The sequence below is a fragment of the Pectobacterium atrosepticum genome (genome assembly GCF_000740965.1).
GTDB lineage: Bacteria > Pseudomonadota > Gammaproteobacteria > Enterobacterales > Enterobacteriaceae > Pectobacterium > Pectobacterium atrosepticum.
Genome location: NZ_CP009125.1, coordinates 1325299 through 1344621, shown reverse-complemented (window position 1 = coordinate 1344621; position 19323 = coordinate 1325299). Strand labels below are relative to the sequence as shown.

At 51.9% G+C, this 19323-nt stretch carries 15 protein-coding genes; 9 read left to right on the top strand and 6 right to left on the bottom strand.

Translation table 11 applies throughout. The features are described 5' to 3' along the window. Positions 1-38 precede the first annotated feature (38 nt). The 6 genes from ubiG to GZ59_RS05870 all read left to right on the top strand — a co-directional run bounded on the left by ubiG (position 39) and on the right by GZ59_RS05870 (position 6532). On the top strand, positions 39-758 hold the full coding sequence (gene ubiG, locus GZ59_RS05895; RefSeq protein ID WP_039290667.1) for a bifunctional 2-polyprenyl-6-hydroxyphenol methylase/3-demethylubiquinol 3-O-methyltransferase UbiG: 720 nt from the start codon (positions 39-41) through the stop codon (positions 756-758). Positions 759-1107: 349 nt separating this feature from the next. Beyond that, positions 1108-3393, top strand: a complete 2286-nt coding sequence (nrdA, locus tag GZ59_RS05890; RefSeq protein ID WP_039290664.1) for a class 1a ribonucleoside-diphosphate reductase subunit alpha — start codon at positions 1108-1110, stop codon at positions 3391-3393. Between the two features lie 111 nt (positions 3394-3504). Further along, a complete protein-coding gene (nrdB, locus tag GZ59_RS05885) occupies positions 3505-4635 on the top strand; it encodes a class Ia ribonucleoside-diphosphate reductase subunit beta (RefSeq protein ID WP_011092789.1) in 1131 nt (376 codons plus the stop codon). A gap of 3 nt (positions 4636-4638) precedes the next feature. Then, on the top strand, positions 4639-4899 hold the full coding sequence (yfaE, locus tag GZ59_RS05880; RefSeq protein ID WP_011092788.1) for a class I ribonucleotide reductase maintenance protein YfaE: 261 nt from the start codon (positions 4639-4641) through the stop codon (positions 4897-4899). A 263-nt stretch (positions 4900-5162) separates the two neighbouring features. Next, on the top strand, positions 5163-6077 hold the full coding sequence (locus tag GZ59_RS05875) for an SPFH domain-containing protein (protein WP_011092787.1): 915 nt from the start codon (positions 5163-5165) through the stop codon (positions 6075-6077). Next, complete coding sequence (locus GZ59_RS05870) at positions 6077-6532, top strand: NfeD family protein (RefSeq protein ID WP_011092786.1); 456 nt, start codon at positions 6077-6079, stop codon at positions 6530-6532. The genes GZ59_RS05875 and GZ59_RS05870 overlap by 1 nt, the downstream gene beginning before the upstream one ends. A gap of 34 nt (positions 6533-6566) precedes the next feature. Here the strand turns inward: GZ59_RS05870 and cueR are convergent, their stop codons facing one another. Next, positions 6567-6977: a Cu(I)-responsive transcriptional regulator gene (gene cueR, locus GZ59_RS05865; protein WP_011092785.1), complete on the bottom strand. Its 411-nt coding sequence runs from the start codon at positions 6975-6977 to the stop codon at positions 6567-6569. A gap of 115 nt (positions 6978-7092) precedes the next feature. Between cueR and copA the strand changes: the two genes are divergently transcribed. The 3 genes from copA (at position 7093) to ybaK (ending at position 11340) form a co-directional block, all read left to right on the top strand. Next, entirely contained in the window at positions 7093-9816 is a 2724-nt protein-coding gene (gene copA / locus GZ59_RS05860) for a copper-exporting P-type ATPase CopA (RefSeq protein WP_011092784.1), read from the top strand. A 155-nt stretch (positions 9817-9971) separates the two neighbouring features. Next, entirely contained in the window at positions 9972-10790 is an 819-nt protein-coding gene (locus tag GZ59_RS05855) for a TraB/GumN family protein (RefSeq protein WP_011092783.1), read from the top strand. A gap of 70 nt (positions 10791-10860) precedes the next feature. Then, positions 10861-11340, top strand: a complete 480-nt coding sequence (gene ybaK, locus GZ59_RS05850; protein WP_011092782.1) for a Cys-tRNA(Pro)/Cys-tRNA(Cys) deacylase YbaK — start codon at positions 10861-10863, stop codon at positions 11338-11340. A gap of 451 nt (positions 11341-11791) precedes the next feature. Here ybaK and GZ59_RS05845 read toward each other — a convergent pair whose 3' ends face one another. The 5 genes from GZ59_RS05845 to GZ59_RS05825 form a co-directional block, all read right to left on the bottom strand. Continuing rightward, positions 11792-13174, bottom strand: coding sequence for a glycoside hydrolase family 28 protein (locus GZ59_RS05845; protein WP_011092781.1), 1383 nt, complete (start codon positions 13172-13174; stop codon positions 11792-11794). 275 nt (positions 13175-13449) lie between these two features. Continuing rightward, positions 13450-14436 carry a GTPase gene (gene yjiA, locus GZ59_RS05840; protein ID WP_011092780.1) on the bottom strand — a complete coding sequence of 329 codons (987 nt, stop codon included), beginning with the start codon at positions 14434-14436 and terminating at the stop codon, positions 13450-13452. 16 nt (positions 14437-14452) lie between these two features. Continuing rightward, positions 14453-14656, bottom strand: a complete 204-nt coding sequence (locus GZ59_RS05835) for a YbdD/YjiX family protein (protein ID WP_005976130.1) — start codon at positions 14654-14656, stop codon at positions 14453-14455. Between the two features lie 145 nt (positions 14657-14801). Beyond that, positions 14802-16955, bottom strand: coding sequence for a carbon starvation CstA family protein (locus tag GZ59_RS05830; protein WP_011092778.1), 2154 nt, complete (start codon positions 16953-16955; stop codon positions 14802-14804). A gap of 292 nt (positions 16956-17247) precedes the next feature. Next, positions 17248-19278, bottom strand: a complete 2031-nt coding sequence (locus GZ59_RS05825; RefSeq protein ID WP_039290659.1) for a discoidin domain-containing protein — start codon at positions 19276-19278, stop codon at positions 17248-17250. Between the last annotated feature and the right edge of the window lie 45 nt (positions 19279-19323).

Below are 19323 nucleotides of genomic sequence, written 5' to 3'. Positions count from 1 at the left end.
TCGCGGCAGTAGAAGATGACGAAAGGCAGCGATGACACATGAATGTAGAAAATCAAACTCCGAACGTTGACCATCAGGAAATTGCCAAATTTGAGGCTATCGCCTCACGCTGGTGGGATCTAGAAGGCGAATTCAAGCCATTGCACCGCATTAACCCACTGCGTCTGGGCTATATTTCACAGCGCGCAGAAGGCTTGTTCGGCAAGAAAGTGTTGGATGTCGGCTGCGGCGGCGGCATTTTGGCCGAGAGCATGGCGCGTGAAGGCGCGGACGTCACCGGGCTGGATATGGGCGCGGAGCCGTTGCAGGTCGCGCGTTTACATGCACTGGAAAGCGGCGTCACTGTCGATTACGTGCAGGAAACGGTAGAAGCACATGCACTCGCTCACCCGGGCCTTTACGATGTGGTCACCTGCATGGAAATGCTGGAGCACGTTCCCGACCCGCAATCTGTGGTGCAGGCGTGCGCTAAGTTAGTCAAACCCGGCGGGCACGTCTTTTTCTCCACGATCAACCGTAATGCCAAAGCGTGGATGATGGTCATTATCGGCGCTGAGTATGTTTTAAAGATGGTGCCGCGCGGCACACACGATATTAAGAAATTCATTCGCCCGGCTGAGCTGATGCGCTGGGTTGATGACACCGCGCTGCGCGAAAGGCATATCACTGGGCTGCACTACAATCTGCTGACAGACCATTTTAAACTTGGCCCAAACGTAGACGTGAACTACATGCTGCATACTCACCACGACAAATAGAACCCATTAAGAATGCTCTTAAAAATTGCGTGGTTTTTCACCGCGCAATTTCCCAGGGTTTACCTGGAAAACCAACAAAATGGCCGAGACTTATTTTTTTTACAGAATATTGACATCCTCTTAGCCCTTACAAAATCAGGATTTCGAGAAACCAACGCTTCCGCAACCTGAAATTAACACCAAAATCAAGCCTTGTACTCAAACGAATCCAGACTAGAATACTCACCATGTAGTAGTCATTTATCAAAAAATATCCATATCTAGTATTTATCCACAGAGTTAGTCACAGAAGAATTTCTGTGAATAAACAGGGGATATTTTTTATTTTCACCAATAGGTAAATCCCAACATGAACCAGAGCTTGCTCGTCACCAAACGCGATGGCAGTAAAGAAAAAATCAATTTGGATAAAATCCACCGCGTCATTACCTGGGCCGCAGAAGGTTTACACAATGTCTCCGTTTCTCAGGTGGAACTGCGTTCCCACATTCAGTTTTATGACAGCATCAAAACCTCTGATATCCATGAGACCATCATTAAGGCCGCAGCCGATCTGATCTCCCGTGAAAGCCCGGATTACCAGTATCTGGCCGCGCGCTTGGCTATATACCATCTTCGCAAGAAAGCCTATGGCCAGTTTGAGCCACCCGCTCTGCTAACCCACGTCACCAACATGGTGGAACTGGGCAAATACGATAAGCACCTGCTGGAAGATTATAACTCGGAAGAATTCGCCCAAATGGACGCTTTCATCGATCACTCGCGTGACATGAATTTCTCCTATGCTGCGGTTAAACAGCTGGAAGGGAAATATCTGGTACAAAACCGCGTCACTGGTGATATCTACGAAAGCGCCCAGTTCCTGTACATTTTGGTCGCCGCTTGCCTGTTCTCCGGCTACCCGCGCGAAACGCGTATGGATTACGTTAAACGTTTCTATGACGCGATCTCCACGTTCAAAATCTCTCTGCCGACGCCAATCATGGCAGGCGTGCGTACCCCGACACGTCAGTTCAGCTCCTGCGTGCTGATTGAATGCGGCGACAGCCTGGATTCCATTAACGCGACGTCCAGCGCTATCGTAAAATATGTTTCTCAACGTGCAGGTATCGGCATCAACGCCGGTCATATCCGTGCACTCGGCAGCCCGATTCGCGGCGGTGAAGCATTCCATACCGGCTGTATCCCTTTCTATAAACACTTCCAGACGGCGGTGAAATCTTGCTCTCAGGGTGGCGTACGCGGCGGTGCTGCCACGCTGTTCTATCCGCTGTGGCATTTGGAAGTGGAAAGCCTGCTGGTACTGAAAAACAACCGCGGCGTGGAAGGCAACCGCGTTCGTCACCTCGATTACGGCGTGCAACTGAATAAATTGATGTATCAGCGTTTGGTAAAAGGTGAAGAGATCACACTGTTCAGCCCCTCTGACGTACCGGGACTGTATGACGCCTTCTTCGCCGATCAGGATGAATTCGAGCGCCTGTATGTGCAATATGAACAGGATGCCAGTATCCGCAAGCAGCGGATCAAAGCCAGTGAGCTGTTCTCCCTGATGATGCAGGAACGTGCTTCAACGGGCCGTATCTATATTCAGAACGTTGATCACTGCAACACGCACAGCCCGTTCGATCCGCAGATTGCGCCAGTTCGCCAGTCCAACCTGTGTCTGGAAATCGCGTTGCCGACCAAACCGTTGAACGACGTGAATGATGAAAACGGTGAAATCGCACTGTGTACGCTGTCAGCGTTTAACCTCGGCGCGATTAATAGCCTGGACGATTTGGAAGATTTAGCAACGCTTGCTGTGCGCGCGCTCGATGCCCTGCTGGATTATCAGGATTACCCGATTAAGGCAGCAGAACGTGGTGCGATGGGCCGTCGCACGCTGGGTATTGGCGTCATCAACTTCGCCTACTATCTGGCGAAAAACGGCGTACGTTACTCCGACGGCAGCGCCAACGGCCTGACGCATAAAACGTTTGAAGCGATTCAATACTATCTGCTGAAGGCGTCGAATGTGCTGGCACGTGAACAAGGTGCCTGCACGTGGTTCAATGAAACCACCTACTCGCAGGGTATTCTGCCTATCGATACCTATAAGCGCGATCTGGATGCGATCTGTAACGAACCGCTGCATCTCGACTGGGAAACGCTGCGTAAAGACATCAAAGAATACGGTCTGCGCAACTCCACGTTGTCTGCGCTGATGCCGTCTGAAACATCGTCTCAGATATCCAACGCCACCAACGGTATTGAACCGCCGCGCGGCCACATCAGCGTCAAAGCGTCCAAAGACGGCATTCTGCGTCAAGTCGTACCGGAATACGAAACGTTGAAAGATGCTTACGAACTGCTGTGGGAAATGCCAAATAACGATGGATACCTGCAACTGGTGGGCCTGATGCAGAAATTTGTCGATCAGGCGATTTCCTCTAACACCAACTACGATCCATCACGCTTCCCGTCAGGTCGAGTACCGATGAAACAGTTGCTGAAAGATCTGGTCACGGCCTACAAATTTGGCGTTAAAACGCTGTATTACCAAAACACCCGTGACGGCGCTGAAGACGTACAAGACGACCTGCTGGCAGAACCGCAGGACGATGGCTGCGAAGGCGGCGCGTGTAAGATTTAAGCCAATAATGAAAGGCTGCAATGCAGCCTTTCATCCTTTTAGCGCGGGCGTCCTACCCGTAGCCGCACCTGGCGTAAAAAAATGCTCCCAGCATTTTTTTTGGAGAGATTCATGGCCTATACCACTTTTTCACAGAATAAAAATGACCAACTGCTCGAACCGATGTTCTTCGGCCAGTCTGTCAACGTTGCGCGTTTCGACCAGCAAAAATATGAAATTTTCGAAAAACTGATCGAAAAGCAACTGTCCTTCTTCTGGCGCCCGGAAGAAGTCGACGTGTCCCGCGATCGCATCGACTATCAGGCGCTGCCGGATCATGAAAAACACATCTTCATCAGCAACCTGAAATACCAAACGCTGCTGGATTCGATTCAGGGACGTAGCCCGAACGTGGCGCTGCTGCCGCTGATTTCTATCCCTGAGCTGGAAACCTGGGTGGAAACTTGGGCCTTCTCGGAAACCATTCACTCACGTTCCTACACGCACATCATTCGTAATATCGTGAACGATCCGTCGCTGGTGTTTGACGATATCGTGGCTAACGAAGAGATCCTGAAGCGCGCCAAAGATATCTCCGGCTACTACGACTCGCTGATTGAGATGACCAGCTACTATCATCTGCTCGGTGAAGGAACGCATCAGGTTAACGGCAAGACCGTGACCGTTAACCTGCATGCGCTGAAAAAGCAGCTGTATGTGTGCCTGATGAGCGTAAACGCGCTGGAAGCGATTCGCTTCTACGTCAGCTTCGCCTGCTCGTTTGCTTTTGCTGAACGCGAACTGATGGAAGGCAACGCTAAAATCATCAAGCTGATCGCCCGTGATGAAGCACTGCACCTGACTGGCACGCAGCACATGCTAAACCTGATGCGCTCCGGCCATGACGATCCCGAAATGGCGCAGATTGCCGAAGAGTGTCAGCAGGAGTGTTATGACCTGTTCGTGCTCGCCGCTCAGCAAGAAAAAGAGTGGGCTGAATACCTGTTCCGCGACGGCTCGATGATTGGCCTGAACAAAGATATTCTGTGCCAGTACGTGGAATACATCACTAACATCCGCATGCAGGGCGTGGGCCTCTCGCTGCCGTTCCAGACGCGCACTAACCCCATTCCGTGGATCAACGCCTGGCTGGTATCCGATAACGTACAGGTCGCACCGCAGGAAGTCGAAGTCAGCTCTTATCTGGTCGGCCAGATCGATTCAGAAATCAGCGATGACGATCTGAGCGATTTCCAACTGTAATCTATGAGCAACCCAACCATTACGCTGCGCACATCAGGTGCGCAGTTTTCCTGTTCAGGCGATGGCCCTTCCCTGCTGGATGTACTGGAATCCAACCGCGTCAGCATTGAATATCAGTGCCGCTCTGGCTATTGCGGTTCCTGCCGACTGCGTCTGGTAAAAGGCCGCGTAGCGTATCGACAAACACCGCTGGCCTGCATCCAACAAGATGAAATCCTACCCTGTTGCTGCATGCCACAAGGCGACATCGAACTCGATATTTAGCCCCGTCCCCTCACTGGCCACTCTCCCTATCGCTCTTACCGGCGGGCGTATTTCCTACCCGCTTTCATACTCAAGTGAGTTACACTGTCTAATGACACGTCTTTCGACCGATATATACCCTAAATAATTCGAGTTGCAGGCAGGCGAAGACCGAGCGAATCCTCAGGCGCTTACACCAGTAAGTGACTGGGGTGAGTAAGGGAATCCAACACACATGCAGCGTGAAGTATGACGGGGATAAAACAACCTGGAGGTTTTAGAACATGCTTACCGTCATTCCTATTTTGATCTTTGTTGCACTCATCATCGTCTGGTCAGGCATCAAGATCGTACCTCAGGGATACCAATGGACTGTGGAGCGGTTTGGTCGCTATACCAAAACGCTGATGCCAGGGCTTAATTTGGTCGTGCCGTTTATGGATCGCGTTGGTCGCAAAATCAACATGATGGAACAGGTATTAGATATCCCCTCTCAGGAAATTATCTCTCGCGATAACGCCAATGTCGCCATTGATGCCGTCTGCTTTATTCAGGTGATCGATCCCGCGCGGGCCGCCTATGAAGTTAGCAATCTGGAACAGGCTATCGTGAACCTCACCATGACCAACTTCCGTACCGTGCTGGGCTCTATGGAGCTGGACGAAATGCTGTCTCAGCGCGATAGCATCAACACGCGCCTGCTGCACATTGTTGATGAAGCCACCAACCCGTGGGGCGTGAAAATCACCCGCATCGAGATTCGTGACGTACGCCCGCCAGCTGAACTGATTGCAGCCATGAATGCGCAGATGAAAGCAGAGCGTAACAAGCGTGCCGATATTCTCGAAGCCGAAGGGATTCGTCAGGCCGCGATTCTGAAAGCCGAAGGGGAAAAACAGTCACAGATTCTGAAAGCCGAAGGTCAGCGGCAATCCGCGTTCCTGGAAGCTGAAGCGCGTGAGCGTGCGGCAGAAGCCGAAGCACAGGCGACCAAAATGGTATCCGAAGCCATCGCAGCGGGCAACATTCAGGCGATTAACTACTTTGTCGCACAGAAATATACCGACGCCTTGCAGCAGATCGGCTCCTCCAATAACAGCAAAGTGATCATGATGCCGCTGGAGGCCAGCAACCTGATGGGCGCTATTGGCGGGATCACGGAACTGATTAAAGACAGCAAAGACAGCCGAGGTCAATAATGGGCATTGAACTGGTGATGGAAAATGCACACTGGTTCTGGCTATCGCTCGGCGGTCTGCTGTTGGCCGCCGAAATGCTGGGTGGCAGTGGCTATTTGCTGTGGAGCGGCTTATCGGCGGTATTGGTTGGGCTGTTAACGTGGATCATGCCGCTAGGTTGGCCATGGCAGGGAACGATTTTCGCCATCCTGACGATCGTCACGGCGCTGCTCTGGTGGTATTGGCTGCGTAAACGAACGCTGTCGCGTCCACCGTCGACGCTCAACCAACGCGGACAACAGCTGGTTGGCCTGCGTGCCACCGTGTCAGAATCGGTGACTAACGGCTTTGGCCGGGTAAACATCGGTGACAGCAGTTGGCGCGTGAAATCAGAGCAGGATCTGCCTGCTGGCACGCATGTTGAAGTGATTGCCGTTGACGGCATCACGCTGCATGTGCGCTCAATTGAGCGCTAACATAACGCACTATTTGGGGGAGCCCGTCTCCCCTTTATGACGCTTTTCCCTTTTGACAACAGCCTGCCAGATTATTGATTATCGGGCACTCCGAACCACCATCTCCCGGACACTGTTCGGCCAGCGCCAGCAACTGTTCACGCATCGTTTTCAACTCTTCGATATGCATCTCGATTTCCTGCACTTTCTGCAAGGTTCGCGCTTTGACATCCGAGCTTCTCCGCAGCGGATCGTTAAATAACGTAACCAATTCGCGGCATTCATCCAGATTAAAACCAACCTGACGCGCCTGACGCAGCAGCGTTAGCTCCTCGACGTGATGATCATCGTAGCTGCGGTAACCATTTTCAGAACGCAGCGGCGTAGTCAGAAGTTCTTTCTCTTCATAGAAGCGAATGGTTTTACTGCTGAGGCCGGTTTTTTTCGCAACATCACTGATATTCATGATTTCCCCTTGACCCTCCCCTTGCTAGAAGGTTTACCTTACTCAATAACTAGTAGAAATCAGATGGCCGGTCAACGTCTTTCACCTCCGGCTGTGATCACGGGAGAAAATTATTATGTCTCAAACTATCGTGTTGTCGTTGCAGGGACTGACCTGCGGGCACTGTGTTCAACGCGTTAAAAAAGCACTGGACGCGCTACCCGCTGTCGAACAAACCGACGTCACCCAACAGTACGCCAGAGTCAGCGGCGACGTTGATTCCCAAACGTTGATCGACACTATCGAGCAGGCAGGCTACGACGCACAGCTGGCTACCACGCCGGATGTGTCACTCCAACTTTCTGGCCTGAGCTGCAACCACTGTGTCGCCGCTACGCGTAAAGTGCTGGAAGCCATTCCCGGCGTCGTGGCGACGGATGTCACTAAAGAACAGGCTGCCGTGTATGGCAACGTTGAGGCCACCACACTGATTAGTGCTATTGAAGACGCGGGCTATCACGCCACCGTGCAGGAGAGCGTTCACCCAAAAACTGAGCCGCTGGCACAGGTAGCGACGACGCCGGAAGCGCTGCCAGCGGCCGAGAGTATTCTTCCGGCAACCACAAGACACACCACCAACGCTGACGACAGCGTGCAGCTCCTGCTTCAGGGGATGAGCTGCGCCAGTTGCGTGAACCGTGTACAGACGGCGTTACAAAACGTCAGCGGCGTCACGCAGGCGCGCGTGAATCTGGCTGAGCGCAGCGCATTAGTGAGCGGTCACGCCGAGCCGGAAGCGCTGATTGCCGCCGTTGAGCAAGCGGGCTATGGCGCAGAAATTATTCAGGACGAAGAAGCACGCCGCGCGCGTCAGCAGCAAACGGCTCAGCAGGCCATTCGCCGTTTTCAATGGCAGGCGGCGCTAGGTTTACTGCTGGGTGTACCGCTGATGCTGTGGGGTGTTTTGGGCGGCAGCATGAGTCTGACGCCGGAGAACCAAACTCCGTGGCTCGTCATCGGTATTCTGACGCTGGCGGTGATGGTATTAGCAGGCAGTCATTTTTACCGTAACGCCTGGCGCAGCCTGAAAAACGGTGCGGCGACCATGGATACGCTAGTCGCGCTGGGAACGGGTGCGGCATGGCTTTACTCTATTACCGTTAACCTGTGGCCGGATCTTTTTCCGATGGCAGCGCGTCATCTTTACTATGAAGCTAGCGCGATGATCATCGGTTTAATCAATCTGGGTCATGCATTGGAACAGCGTGCTCGCCAACGCTCTTCACGCGCTTTAGAGCGGCTGCTGGATTTAACGCCCCCAACCGCCCGCATCGTGACACCGGAAGGTGAGAAATCTATTCCACTGTCCGAAGTCCAGTCCGGCATGACGTTACGCCTGACAACTGGCGATCGTATTCCCGTCGATGGCGAGATTTTGCAAGGCGAAGTGTGGGTGGATGAAGCCATGCTGACTGGTGAGCCGATCCCACAATCCAAAACATCCGGCGATACGGTTCACGCAGGCACATTGGTTTCCGACGGCAGCGTTCTCTTCCGTGCGGACGCGATCGGCAACCAAACCACCCTGTCGCGTATTATCCGACTGGTCAGGCAGGCGCAGAGCAGCAAACCCGCTATCGGGCAGCTAGCGGATCGTATTTCTGCCGTATTCGTTCCCGTTGTCGTTGCCATCGCGCTTCTCAGCGGCGCGATCTGGTTCTTCGTGGGGCCACAGCCGCAGATAGTCTATACGCTCATTATCGTCACAACCGTTCTGATCATTGCTTGCCCTTGTGCTCTTGGACTGGCAACACCGATGTCGATTATTTCCGGCGTCGGACGGGCTGCTGAGTTTGGCGTACTAGTGCGAGATGCCGATGCGTTACAGCAGGCCAGCAAGTTGGATGTACTGGTGTTTGACAAGACCGGTACGCTAACCGAGGGACAACCGCGCGTCGTGGCAATTCATACGTTCGGCAGCGTAACAGAAGAGCAGGCGCTGGCATGGGCAGCCTCGCTGGAACAGGGGTCTAATCACCCGCTGGCGAAGGCAATTCTTGAACGCGCGGAAAATCTTACGCTAACGCAAGTCGAGCAGTTCCGCACACTACGCGGCCTCGGCGTCAGCGGTAAGATCGGGGAGACCGACCTGCTGCTGGGAAATCCGCCGCTGCTCCAACAGTATCAGGTCGATACCACCGAAGGTGAAACGCTGATCAACGAACAGGCTCAGCGCGGTATCACGCCGGTGTTGCTTGCGGCGAATGGCCACATCATCGCGGTGTTCTCTATCCACGATCCGCTGCGAGCGGATAGCGTCAGCGCCTTGCAGCGTCTGCATCAGCAGGGCTATCAGTTAGTTATGCTCACGGGGGATAACCCGCTAACGGCGAAGAGCATCGCTAAAGAAGCGGGTATCTATCAGGTGATCGCCGGGGTACTGCCAGACGGTAAAGCGGAGGCCATCAAAAAGCTACAGGCTCAAGGCAAACGCGTGGCAATGATTGGCGATGGTATCAACGATGCCCCCGCACTGGCGCAGGCCGATGTCGGCATTGCGATGGGCGGCGGCAGCGATATCGCGATTGAAACGGCCGCCATCACGCTGATGCGCCACAGCCTGCACGGCGTCGCCGATGCACTAGAACTCTCCAATGCCACGCTGCGCAACATGAAGCAGAACCTGCTGGGTGCGTTTATCTATAACTCGCTAGGCATTCCGATTGCAGCGGGCGTGCTCTATCCGCTGACCGGAACGCTGCTCAGCCCAGTAGTTGCCGGTGCCGCCATGGCGCTCTCCTCCATCACCGTGGTCAGTAACGCTAACCGCTTGCTGCGTTTTAAACCTAAAAGTCAGTAATGTCAGTGCGCCATCTTCATTGCGAATGATGGCGCACGCTTTCTTTCGCATAATCGTCTTACCACCCCACCACATTCGCGCCACCCGCGGTATACCTTGTATTGTTCTGCATCTAGCGTTTAGCATAGCTATTCCCACATCAGGAGACGGAATCAATGGGGCAACTGCTGCGTAGAATCGCGACTTTTCTTGGTTTTATTTCACCACTGGCTTATGCCTACCCGGCGATAGATGTTCAGCTTGGCAATGAACGACAACTGCATCTGGTTGGCAGTATCCATATGGGTAGCCTGGATATGGCACCGCTGCCCGATACGCTGCTGCAACAGCTCCAGCAGGCGACTGCACTCATTGTAGAAGCCGACATCTCTGATTCTCACTCTCCCTTCGGACACAGTGATACCGAGCCACCGCTCGTGCAGCGCCTCAGCCCGGAGAACTACCGCCAGTTGCAAAAAATCTGCGCATCGCTCTCTTTCGATGAGAGCACTATCAATACGCTTCCAGGCTGGCAGGCCGCGCTGATGCTGCAAGCGAGACAGGCACAGCTGCTGGGCTTACGCCCCGACTACGGCATTGATTATCAGTTGATTAATGCCGCGAAATCCCACGGAATTCAGATTATCGAACTGGAAGGACAGCAGACGCAGGTTGACCTGTTACAACAGTTGCCTCAGGGCGGTCTGCTCTTGCTGGAAGACACCATTAAGCACTGGCACACCAACGCGCGTTTGCTGCAAACGATGGTGGGCTGGTGGCTAGACAACAAGCCCGGCACCTATAAACCGGATATCCCCGCAACGTTCAGCAATGAAATGACTGACCTGCTGATGGGTCAGCGTAACCGTCGTTGGCAGCAGCAGCTTCAGGCGCTGCCGCCCGGAAACTACGTTGTAGCCGTCGGTGCGCTGCATCTGTATGGCGATGAGAATTTACCTACGCTGCTCAACGACGGTCATTCAGCAAAACAGTGAAAGAACACACTATGGCGCACCTGTGCGTCCGCAAGATAAGACCCAAAAAGGGTTTAAGGATAGTGAAGTCATGACACCCGCAGTCAATTTACTCGAAAAGAATAAGATCGCCTTTACGCTACACAGTTACCACCACGACAGCGACGAAACCAACTTTGGCGAGGAAGCGGCCAGAAAACTGGGGCTGAATAAAGAACAGGTTTATAAAACGCTGCTTGTTTCTCTGAATGGTGATGCAAAAAATCTCGCAGTTGCCATCACGCCGGTCGCTGGAATGTTGGATCTCAAGAAAGTCGCACGTGCGCTGTCCGCCAAAAAAGCCGATATGGCCGATCCGGTCATCGCTCAGCGTGTAACGGGTTATCTGGTGGGAGGGATTAGCCCACTTGGGCAGAAGAAACTGCTGCCGACCGTGATTGATGAACCAGCGCGCCAGTTCGATACCATTTTCATTTCCGGCGGTAAACGTGGATTGGATATCGAATTATCGGCAGATGATCTGGCGCGGCTACTGCGCGCCACCTTTGCTGATATCGCCAAGCATGATTAATTCCTGTGATTAAACGAGCATAACCTGTCAGGCAATGTAGTATCAAAGCGAAGCAGATAGCAGAGGACTCCACGGCCAGTGTGTCCCCCGCTACCGCTTCATATACTCGTCATACTTCAAGTTGCATGTACGTTGGCTGCACTACTCGACACACTGATGTGTGTCTCGCCCCGCTGGGGCCGCTGCAAGCAGCGTTCAAACCTGCCTCTGGCAGATTTGTCAGTCGCCCGAATCACTTACTTGAGTAAGCTCATCGGGATGAAATGAGAGACATCCTGTCTCTCACCGGAGGCCAGCCGTTGGCTGGTCAAATTCGTTCCCGACGAATTTGTCCTTCCCTTGCCGCGTTATTCGGCCTTATGGCCTCACCCCTTCGGGGTCAGCGCACGCACTGTTCAAAAACGCCTTGCCGTTTTTGTCCTGAAACTCGAATTATTTAGGGTATAATCGATTACTGATCGACTTTCGCCCCTTTATCCAACTGCATTACCGGGCCTTCCTTCACATTGACAGTCAGGCCTTTGGTTTGCAGTTCCGCATTCCTTACCCGAATACCTTTATCCGCATCAATCCGCACGTTATCAAAGTGGAAACCACTGAGCGGCGCTTCCGGCACGCCGATAATGTACGCGGCGGCCTTGGTTTTACCGGTAGATTCCAGATTTTCAATGGTGACATTGCTGAAATGCGGCGTCTTGTACTGATCAAATGGCTGCTCTGGGTCGGTATCCGGTGGGTAAATCTGCTCACCCATCGTGAAGCCGCCTTCGGCCAGCATCTTGTCTACCTCAGCCTGCACAATCGGCGCGGCTTTGTAGTAAGCGGCAAAGACCAGCGGTATTTCGACATCCACCATTTTGGTATTACGGTAAGTGATGTTTTTCACTTCGCCGCCTTTACCGCGCAGGGTTTTAATGCGAATACCGTACATGGAACCTTCAAACTGGTTGTTTTCAACCAGTACGTTATTCACACCGCCGGAAGTTTCGCTGCCGATAGAAATGCCGCGCCCCTGCTTCAGGATATTGTTGGCGATATAGATGTTATCCACGACACCATTCGGGAAGCGGCTATCCGGCTTCTCGGCTTTTATCGCGATATGGTCGTCATTACAGTCGATGTAGTTGTTAGTAATACGGATATTCTGGCTGTCGATCGGGTCGATAGCATCGGTGTTTGGTGCATGCCACGGTGACAGAATCCGAGTACCGTTCACATCCACATCATGCGAGTAACGCATCACAACGTGGAAGCTCGGGGAATGCGTGAGTGTGACACCGTCCACCAGCACATTGCTGGAACTTTTGATATAAATCAGACGGGGACGATCGGTCCCGCCCTTCTTGCCGGTTGCGCGAATATTCTCACGCCAGCGCTCCCACCAGACGGCACCCTGCCCATCAATGGTGCCTTGACCGGTGATAGCCACGTTCTGCGCATCGGCAATACTGATAAAGGGAAGCCAGCCATTTTCCGCTTCAGCGTACTTGGTTTTTTCCGTCGCGCGATACGCCGCGACTTCGGTCGACGCGACGATAGTTGCATCTTTTGCCAAATCCAGTCGGATGTTACTCTTCAGAAACAGCGGATCGACCAGATAGTTACCGCGAGGAACGTGTACCGTTCCGCCACCAGCCGCAGCGCAATCATCAATCGCTTTCTGGAAAGCCTCGGTATTTAGTGCGATCTGTAGGCGGTGACCTTCGGCCCCGTATTGTGTGACGTCACAGGTTTTATCTGGGAATTTCACTGAACTGGCCGCTTGTGCCGTACCAGCTTGAATACCCAGTGTGATGCAGGAAGCCATTAAAGACAGAGCAAGACCACTACGCATACTTAACCTCACTAAATAATGAAATATCGTTTTAATAAAATACCACCAACATTCCATTAAAAAGCGAGAGACGATCACGTTTTAGATGTATTCGTAATAATTACAATAAGGTAGGGATTTTTTCGTGCAATTGCACTATTCCCATTATGAGAATCTACATATGACACGTACCGCCCAACCAGACAGGGCGCTGTATAAGTAGAGTAAGAGGCAGAAAAAAAGTAAATCAGCAAGATTGTGCTGACCTGGATGGCCAGCACAGATAAACAATAGCGTTATGCCGTCAGACGAGCGAAAGCGTCACGGATTTCCTGTTCAGGCAAATCAACACCAATAAACACCAGCACGCTCTTTCTTTCTTCATCAGCATGCCATTCTCTGTCCCAGTCAGCGCTGTACAAACGCTGGACTCCCTGAAACAGCAGGCGGCGGTCGTCACCGTTGATGGCCAGAATGCCTTTATAACGCAGTAGATTATCGGAGAATTGTAGCAGCAGGTTTTCCATCACATCGGAGACTGCCTGAAGCTCAACGGCATCATCGAGATACACAACAATCGACTGCACGTTATTCTGCGTAGGAGCGACAAAGCGAAATACCGGCGTTTTCACGTCCAGCTTGTCACTAAGGACAAAGCCGTCGATGTTAAACAGCACGCTCAGATCGATATTCCCGTGTACCACAGGATAGATTGGTGCGCGCGCGTTGATGCGTTGCAAACGCGGTAGCAGCGTCTCGTCTTCGCTTGCCACATCGGTTTTGGTTAGCAGTATGCGATCAGCATAGCCAATCTGTGACTGTGCGATGGTGAACTGATTAAGCTGTTGTTGCGCATGTGCCGCATCAACCAACGTGATGATTCCGTCCAGAACAAAGCGTTCACAGATAACTTCATGAGAGAAGAAGGTTTGCGCCACCGGCCCCGGATCGGCCATACCAGTGCATTCAATGATGACGTGATCAAAATCTAGCGTGCCGTTATCCACGCCATCAACCAGATCGAGCAGCGCATCAGCCAGCTCATTGGACTTCGTGCAACAGATACAGCCGTTACTCAGCGTCGTAATCTGGCTGGCACGTTCACCGATTAGCGTATTATCAATCGGAACTTCGCCGAACTCATTTTCAATCACGGCAATCTTGTAGCCGTGTTCGGCATTCAGGATATGCCGTAATAAGGTGGTTTTTCCGGCACCGAGAAACCCGGTCAAAATAGTGACATACACAGGTTTAGTCACATCAGAGGATAAAGGTTGAGTCATAACAGGTTCCAAGTCGTTAACAGCAGCGCATCCCGCCTTTGCCGTCTCCGCCGTAACGCGCCTGCTGGCGTTCGCGGAAAAATTCTTCGTACGTCATCGCAGGTTTATCCGGGTGATTGGTCTGCATATGCTGCACATAGGTATCATAATCTGGCATACCGACCAGCATACGCGCCGCCTGGCCCAAATATTTTCCTGCTTTTCCCAGATTGCCAAACATCATTACCTCCAGACCATCGCCTGCAATAGCGGCTAGATAAAAAATACCCTGCATAACGTTATACATTATACAGGGTATCTGTACCCGTCATCTTTCGCGTTCAACCTTGCTAGCTGTCTCGCAAAATCTGACAGGCGCGTGTGGCTTAGTGACCAGAAGAGAGTTTCACGCCACCTTCAGGAACCGGAACATACGGCGTTTCCTGATCGGTACGTTCAGCCACTTTACGTGCAGCCAATGCCGCTTTAATACCGTACGCTATGATGCTGTACACCACGATCAGGAACAGAATGCTCAGACCGGCGTTGGTATAGTTGTTGGTCACGATATGGTTCATGTTCGAAATCTGCTGCGCGCTCAGATCGGCACCGCCTTCTGCAATTTTGCCCTTGAACATGTTCGCCATGTAGAAGAAGCCTTCCAACTGTGGGTTGTCGCTGAACAGTTTCAGACCCAGCGCCCAAGTGGTACAGATCAGCAGCCAAACCGCCGGAACCAATGTGACCCAAATGTACTGTGTACGTTTCATCTTAATCAGGATGACGGTACCCAGTACCAGCGCCACCGCAGCCAGCATCTGGTTAGAGATACCGAACAGCGGCCACAGGCTCTTCACGCCGCCCAGCGGATCAACCACACCTTGATACAGCAGGTAGCCCCACAGACCGACACAACCCGCCGTACCGATCATACCAGCAATCAGCGAATCCGTTTTCTTCAGGAAAGGAACGAAGTTACCCAACAGATCCTGCAACATGAAGCGACCAGCACGCGTACCCGCATCCAGAGCTGTCAGAATAAACAGCGCTTCAAACAGAATACCGAAGTGATACCAGAAGCCCATATTGGCGCCAGGAATGATCTGGTGGAACACGTGTGCAATGCCGACAGCCAGCGTTGGTGCACCACCTGCGCGGTTAAGAACGGAAGGTTCACCGATGTCTTTCGCCGTTTGCATAATCTGCTCAGGAGAAATTACGAAGCCCCAGGAGCTGACGGTTGCTGCCGCGTGTGCAGATACATCTTGTAACTGTGCCAAAATCATCGGCGCATCCGCAGTGCCCAGTCGATGCAGATCCGGCATCGTAATACCCAACGCCGCTGGCGGGGTATTCATCGCAAAGTAGAGACCCGGTTCGATGATAGACGCCGCAACCAAAGCCATGATCGCCACGAAAGATTCCATCAACATTGCACCGTAACCGATGAACCGTGCATCTTTTTCGTTAGCCATCAATTTCGGCGTAGTACCGGAAGCAATCAATGCGTGGAAGCCAGACACCGCACCACAGGCGATAGTAATAAACAGGAATGGGAACAGCGTACCTTTCCAGACCGGACCGGTGCCATCCACAAACTGCGTTATCGCTGGCATTTTCAGATCGGGATTAAGTATCACAATACCAATCGCCAGACCGACGATCACACCGATTTTCAGGAAGGTCGCCAGATAGTCACGCGGAGCCAGAATCAACCATACTGGCAGCAGTGCAGACACGAAGGCATAGCCAATCAGCGTATAAGTAATGGTCGTATCTTTGAAGGTCAGCGCCGGACCCCAGTACGGGTCATGTGCCACTACGCCACCAAACCAGATCGCCAGCACCAGCAGCACGATCCCCATCACCGAAATTTCACCGACTTTACCCGGACGGATAAAGCGCATGTAGACGCCCATAAAGAGCGCGATCGGTACCGTAGAACAAACGGTAAAGACGCCCCACGGACTTTCTGCCAGCGCTTTCACCACAATCAGCGCCAGTACGGCAAGAATGATGATCATGATAAGGAAGCAGCCGAACAGCGCAATCGTACCCGGTACTGGGCCGAGTTCTTTCTTAACGATTTCGCCTAACGACGCACCGTTACGGCGGGTCGAAATAAACAGCACCATGAAGTCCTGCACGGCACCCGCCAGCACCACGCCGCCCAGCAACCATAAGGTGCCCGGCAGGTAGCCGACCTGCGCGGCCAGTACCGGCCCAACCAGCGGCCCCGCACCTGCGATAGCAGCAAAGTGGTGCCCGAACAGAACGTTACGGTTCGTCGGTACATAGTTAAGACCGTCGTTATTGACAACGGCGGGGGTTGCTCTGGTCGGATCCAACTGCATGACTTTTTGTGCGATATACAGGCTGTAGTATCGATAGGCCACGAGGTAAACGGCGACAGAAGCAACAATAATCCATAAGGCACTGACATGCTCACCGCGACGTAGTGCGACTACGCCGAGGCAGGCAGCCCCAATGATTCCAAGAATCATCCAGGGGATGTGTTTAAGAATGGAATTGCTCTTCATAAGACATCCTTCAATTAAAAATCACAATCGTTTGATTTTGTTAGCTGTAGAAAAATAAACCCTGGTAAAGCGTTGTGCGATAACGCGAGTCATCGCGTATTTCAGATAAGGAAGATAGTGGCGGCACAGTACGTCATCGCGTACGCGCGTGGGGCGGGTATTTGGGTAGGCGGCAGAATAGCGTGCTAAGCGGTTAGAATGACGCAGTGAGTGGCTGGAGAAAAATTGGACGACATCAAAAAGAAAAGGCCGCGACATTCGCGGCAAGTAGAATGTTGAGTATCGTGAGTTATTACGGAGCCTGATACGCCAGTTTGTAATTGCCCGCTGCCACAGTGCGGAATGTCACACTGTCGGTGCGCCAGCGAATTTCCACTTCCGTTGGTGATTGCACTTTCCAGCTAGACGCATCGTTGACGTTCAGCACCAGTCGGTCAATGGTCGCTACATCTGTGGCAGGGTCGGTGATATCAAGCGCGAACGCAAAGGCGAGGGCATCTGGTACGCCGTTGTTGGATGAGAACAACTGCGTCCACTGTGCCGCAGTAATCCCACCAAGCTCGGCTGGCGTCATACCATCAGCAATCAACGCCGTTGCACCTGCCGTATCTGCTGACAGCGCACCAACATCAACCCACGCCCCGCTCCGCAAGACATGCCAGTTAATCAGATCTCGCGTTACGGCGACGCGCACTTTGCCGCTGCCAGTCTGCGTTGCTGTTAGCGTTGCTGAATTGATTTGTGACCATGAATCAGTTGATGTTAATAACGTCTGAATGACTAATTGCTCTAATGGTGTATATGTTGTGCGCACACTAATCTGCCGATCAGAAATCAGTTTTACAGGAGTAGTAAAAATAGGCAGCGTCGTATTTAATGAATCGATTTTCGATACACCTAACAGATCTATTTTTTCTGGGGTCAACTCTCCAGTGATTTCAGTCAGTACGCTTCCAGAGAAGCCATAGTTTTTCCCACCAGTATGGATAACAAACTTTCCATTTGGTTGAAAGAATTTTAATTCTGAAATAGTGACATATGGGCTGCTACCATTAATAGCTGTAATTAACAGACGGTAACGTTTGTAACTAGAGAATTGTGAGAGAGTAAAATTCCTTATCACACCAGGTTCATTATTTGCGTCATCGGTAACGGAATGTAAATCATCCCACGTTACACTCTTATCATTACTGCCTTGGAGTTTCCACGTTCGAACATTCCCCATATCCAGTTGGCTACGGTTGGTAATTTGATAACCACCGATGACCTCTTCCGCTGGTAAATCGATTTGTAGCCAGTGAGGACGTTCAATAGAAGGTACCCATGTCCCATCAGTTCCCCAACAGTTGGGTGGCGGACCTGAATTGTTAGAGCCATCAAACGCGATAAAAGCTTTATACATCCCTAGAGATTCATTAGATGCGCTCGCTGTATAACCTACTGGCAATGTATTAGATGTCATAAAAGGAATAACGGACGAAGAAAAATCAGCCATTACAGCGATATCTAATTTCTCACCATCCGATTTTATTTCAGCAGAGTAAAAACCCTCATCTGGCATTAGTTGATAATTTGAACCAGTATAAAGACTGACCATGCCATCAAAAATAACTGCACTCGTCGCTTTGTAATTTGGCTCACTCGACGCATTAAAATCATCAACCACATAAGTCTGATTCGCAGCACCTGCTTCTTCTTTCAGCGCATACGCCGCGAGATTAAATTTATTTTGTGGACTCATGCTGAACGCGTGATTTTGCCCTGCCGTTGCGCCCTGACGATCGGCGACGATGTAGCCAGAGTTGCTGCTGCCGGAACCACCGCCCGTTGAGCTAATTACCGTTTTCTCATTCGCAGCGTTATAGCTCAGCGTCACGCCTGCTCCTGCTTCCAGTGAGGAATGGATGAGCTGTTTTGTTTTTTGCGTGTAGTCGGTGATTTCCGATGTGGTGTGAGTATGCCCTACCGCTGCTACGCCCATTTGCGCTGGGGTTGGTGAAAAATCACCGCTACCTAACAACGATTGACCAAAGAGCGTGCGGATATTCGTTCCAGAGATTAATTCAGCCTGCTTCGCATTCCAGACTGCTTTCTCATCCGGTGTAGCAAATTGTCTGGTGGCCGTTTCGGTAATCTGATCGGCGGTATAGTCACCGGATTGTGCAGTGACAACACCAGTCCGTCCGAATACGGAGGAAACGTCAGAAACACCGGGTTCTTGCCCACTTCCGTTATCGGAATGACAGCAAGTATGAGGATTAACGGTAAATGTTGATTTGCCTGTACTGTCACAAACATTGATTTCAATATTGATGTTTTTCATAGTACTGATGGCTCCATTGATAAAAGGCATCAGAAGTGTCGTTTA

What these genes read in the sequence shown, in the direction of transcription:
- ubiG (WP_039290667.1), top strand. Translation starts at nt 39, where the DNA reads ATGAATGTAGAAAATCAAACTCCGAACGTTGACCATCAGGAAATTGCC.
- nrdA (WP_039290664.1), top strand. Translation starts at nt 1,108, where the DNA reads ATGAACCAGAGCTTGCTCGTCACCAAACGCGATGGCAGTAAAGAAAAA.
- nrdB (WP_011092789.1), top strand. Translation starts at nt 3,505, where the DNA reads ATGGCCTATACCACTTTTTCACAGAATAAAAATGACCAACTGCTCGAA.
- yfaE (WP_011092788.1), top strand. Translation starts at nt 4,639, where the DNA reads ATGAGCAACCCAACCATTACGCTGCGCACATCAGGTGCGCAGTTTTCC.
- GZ59_RS05875 (WP_011092787.1), top strand. Translation starts at nt 5,163, where the DNA reads ATGCTTACCGTCATTCCTATTTTGATCTTTGTTGCACTCATCATCGTC.
- GZ59_RS05870 (WP_011092786.1), top strand. Translation starts at nt 6,077, where the DNA reads ATGGGCATTGAACTGGTGATGGAAAATGCACACTGGTTCTGGCTATCG.
- cueR (WP_011092785.1), bottom strand. Translation starts at nt 6,977, where the DNA reads ATGAATATCAGTGATGTTGCGAAAAAAACCGGCCTCAGCAGTAAAACC.
- copA (WP_011092784.1), top strand. Translation starts at nt 7,093, where the DNA reads ATGTCTCAAACTATCGTGTTGTCGTTGCAGGGACTGACCTGCGGGCAC.
- GZ59_RS05855 (WP_011092783.1), top strand. Translation starts at nt 9,972, where the DNA reads ATGGGGCAACTGCTGCGTAGAATCGCGACTTTTCTTGGTTTTATTTCA.
- ybaK (WP_011092782.1), top strand. Translation starts at nt 10,861, where the DNA reads ATGACACCCGCAGTCAATTTACTCGAAAAGAATAAGATCGCCTTTACG.
- GZ59_RS05845 (WP_011092781.1), bottom strand. Translation starts at nt 13,174, where the DNA reads ATGCGTAGTGGTCTTGCTCTGTCTTTAATGGCTTCCTGCATCACACTG.
- yjiA (WP_011092780.1), bottom strand. Translation starts at nt 14,436, where the DNA reads ATGACTCAACCTTTATCCTCTGATGTGACTAAACCTGTGTATGTCACT.
- GZ59_RS05835 (WP_005976130.1), bottom strand. Translation starts at nt 14,656, where the DNA reads ATGTTTGGCAATCTGGGAAAAGCAGGAAAATATTTGGGCCAGGCGGCG.
- GZ59_RS05830 (WP_011092778.1), bottom strand. Translation starts at nt 16,955, where the DNA reads ATGAAGAGCAATTCCATTCTTAAACACATCCCCTGGATGATTCTTGGA.
- GZ59_RS05825 (WP_039290659.1), bottom strand. Translation starts at nt 19,278, where the DNA reads ATGAAAAACATCAATATTGAAATCAATGTTTGTGACAGTACAGGCAAA.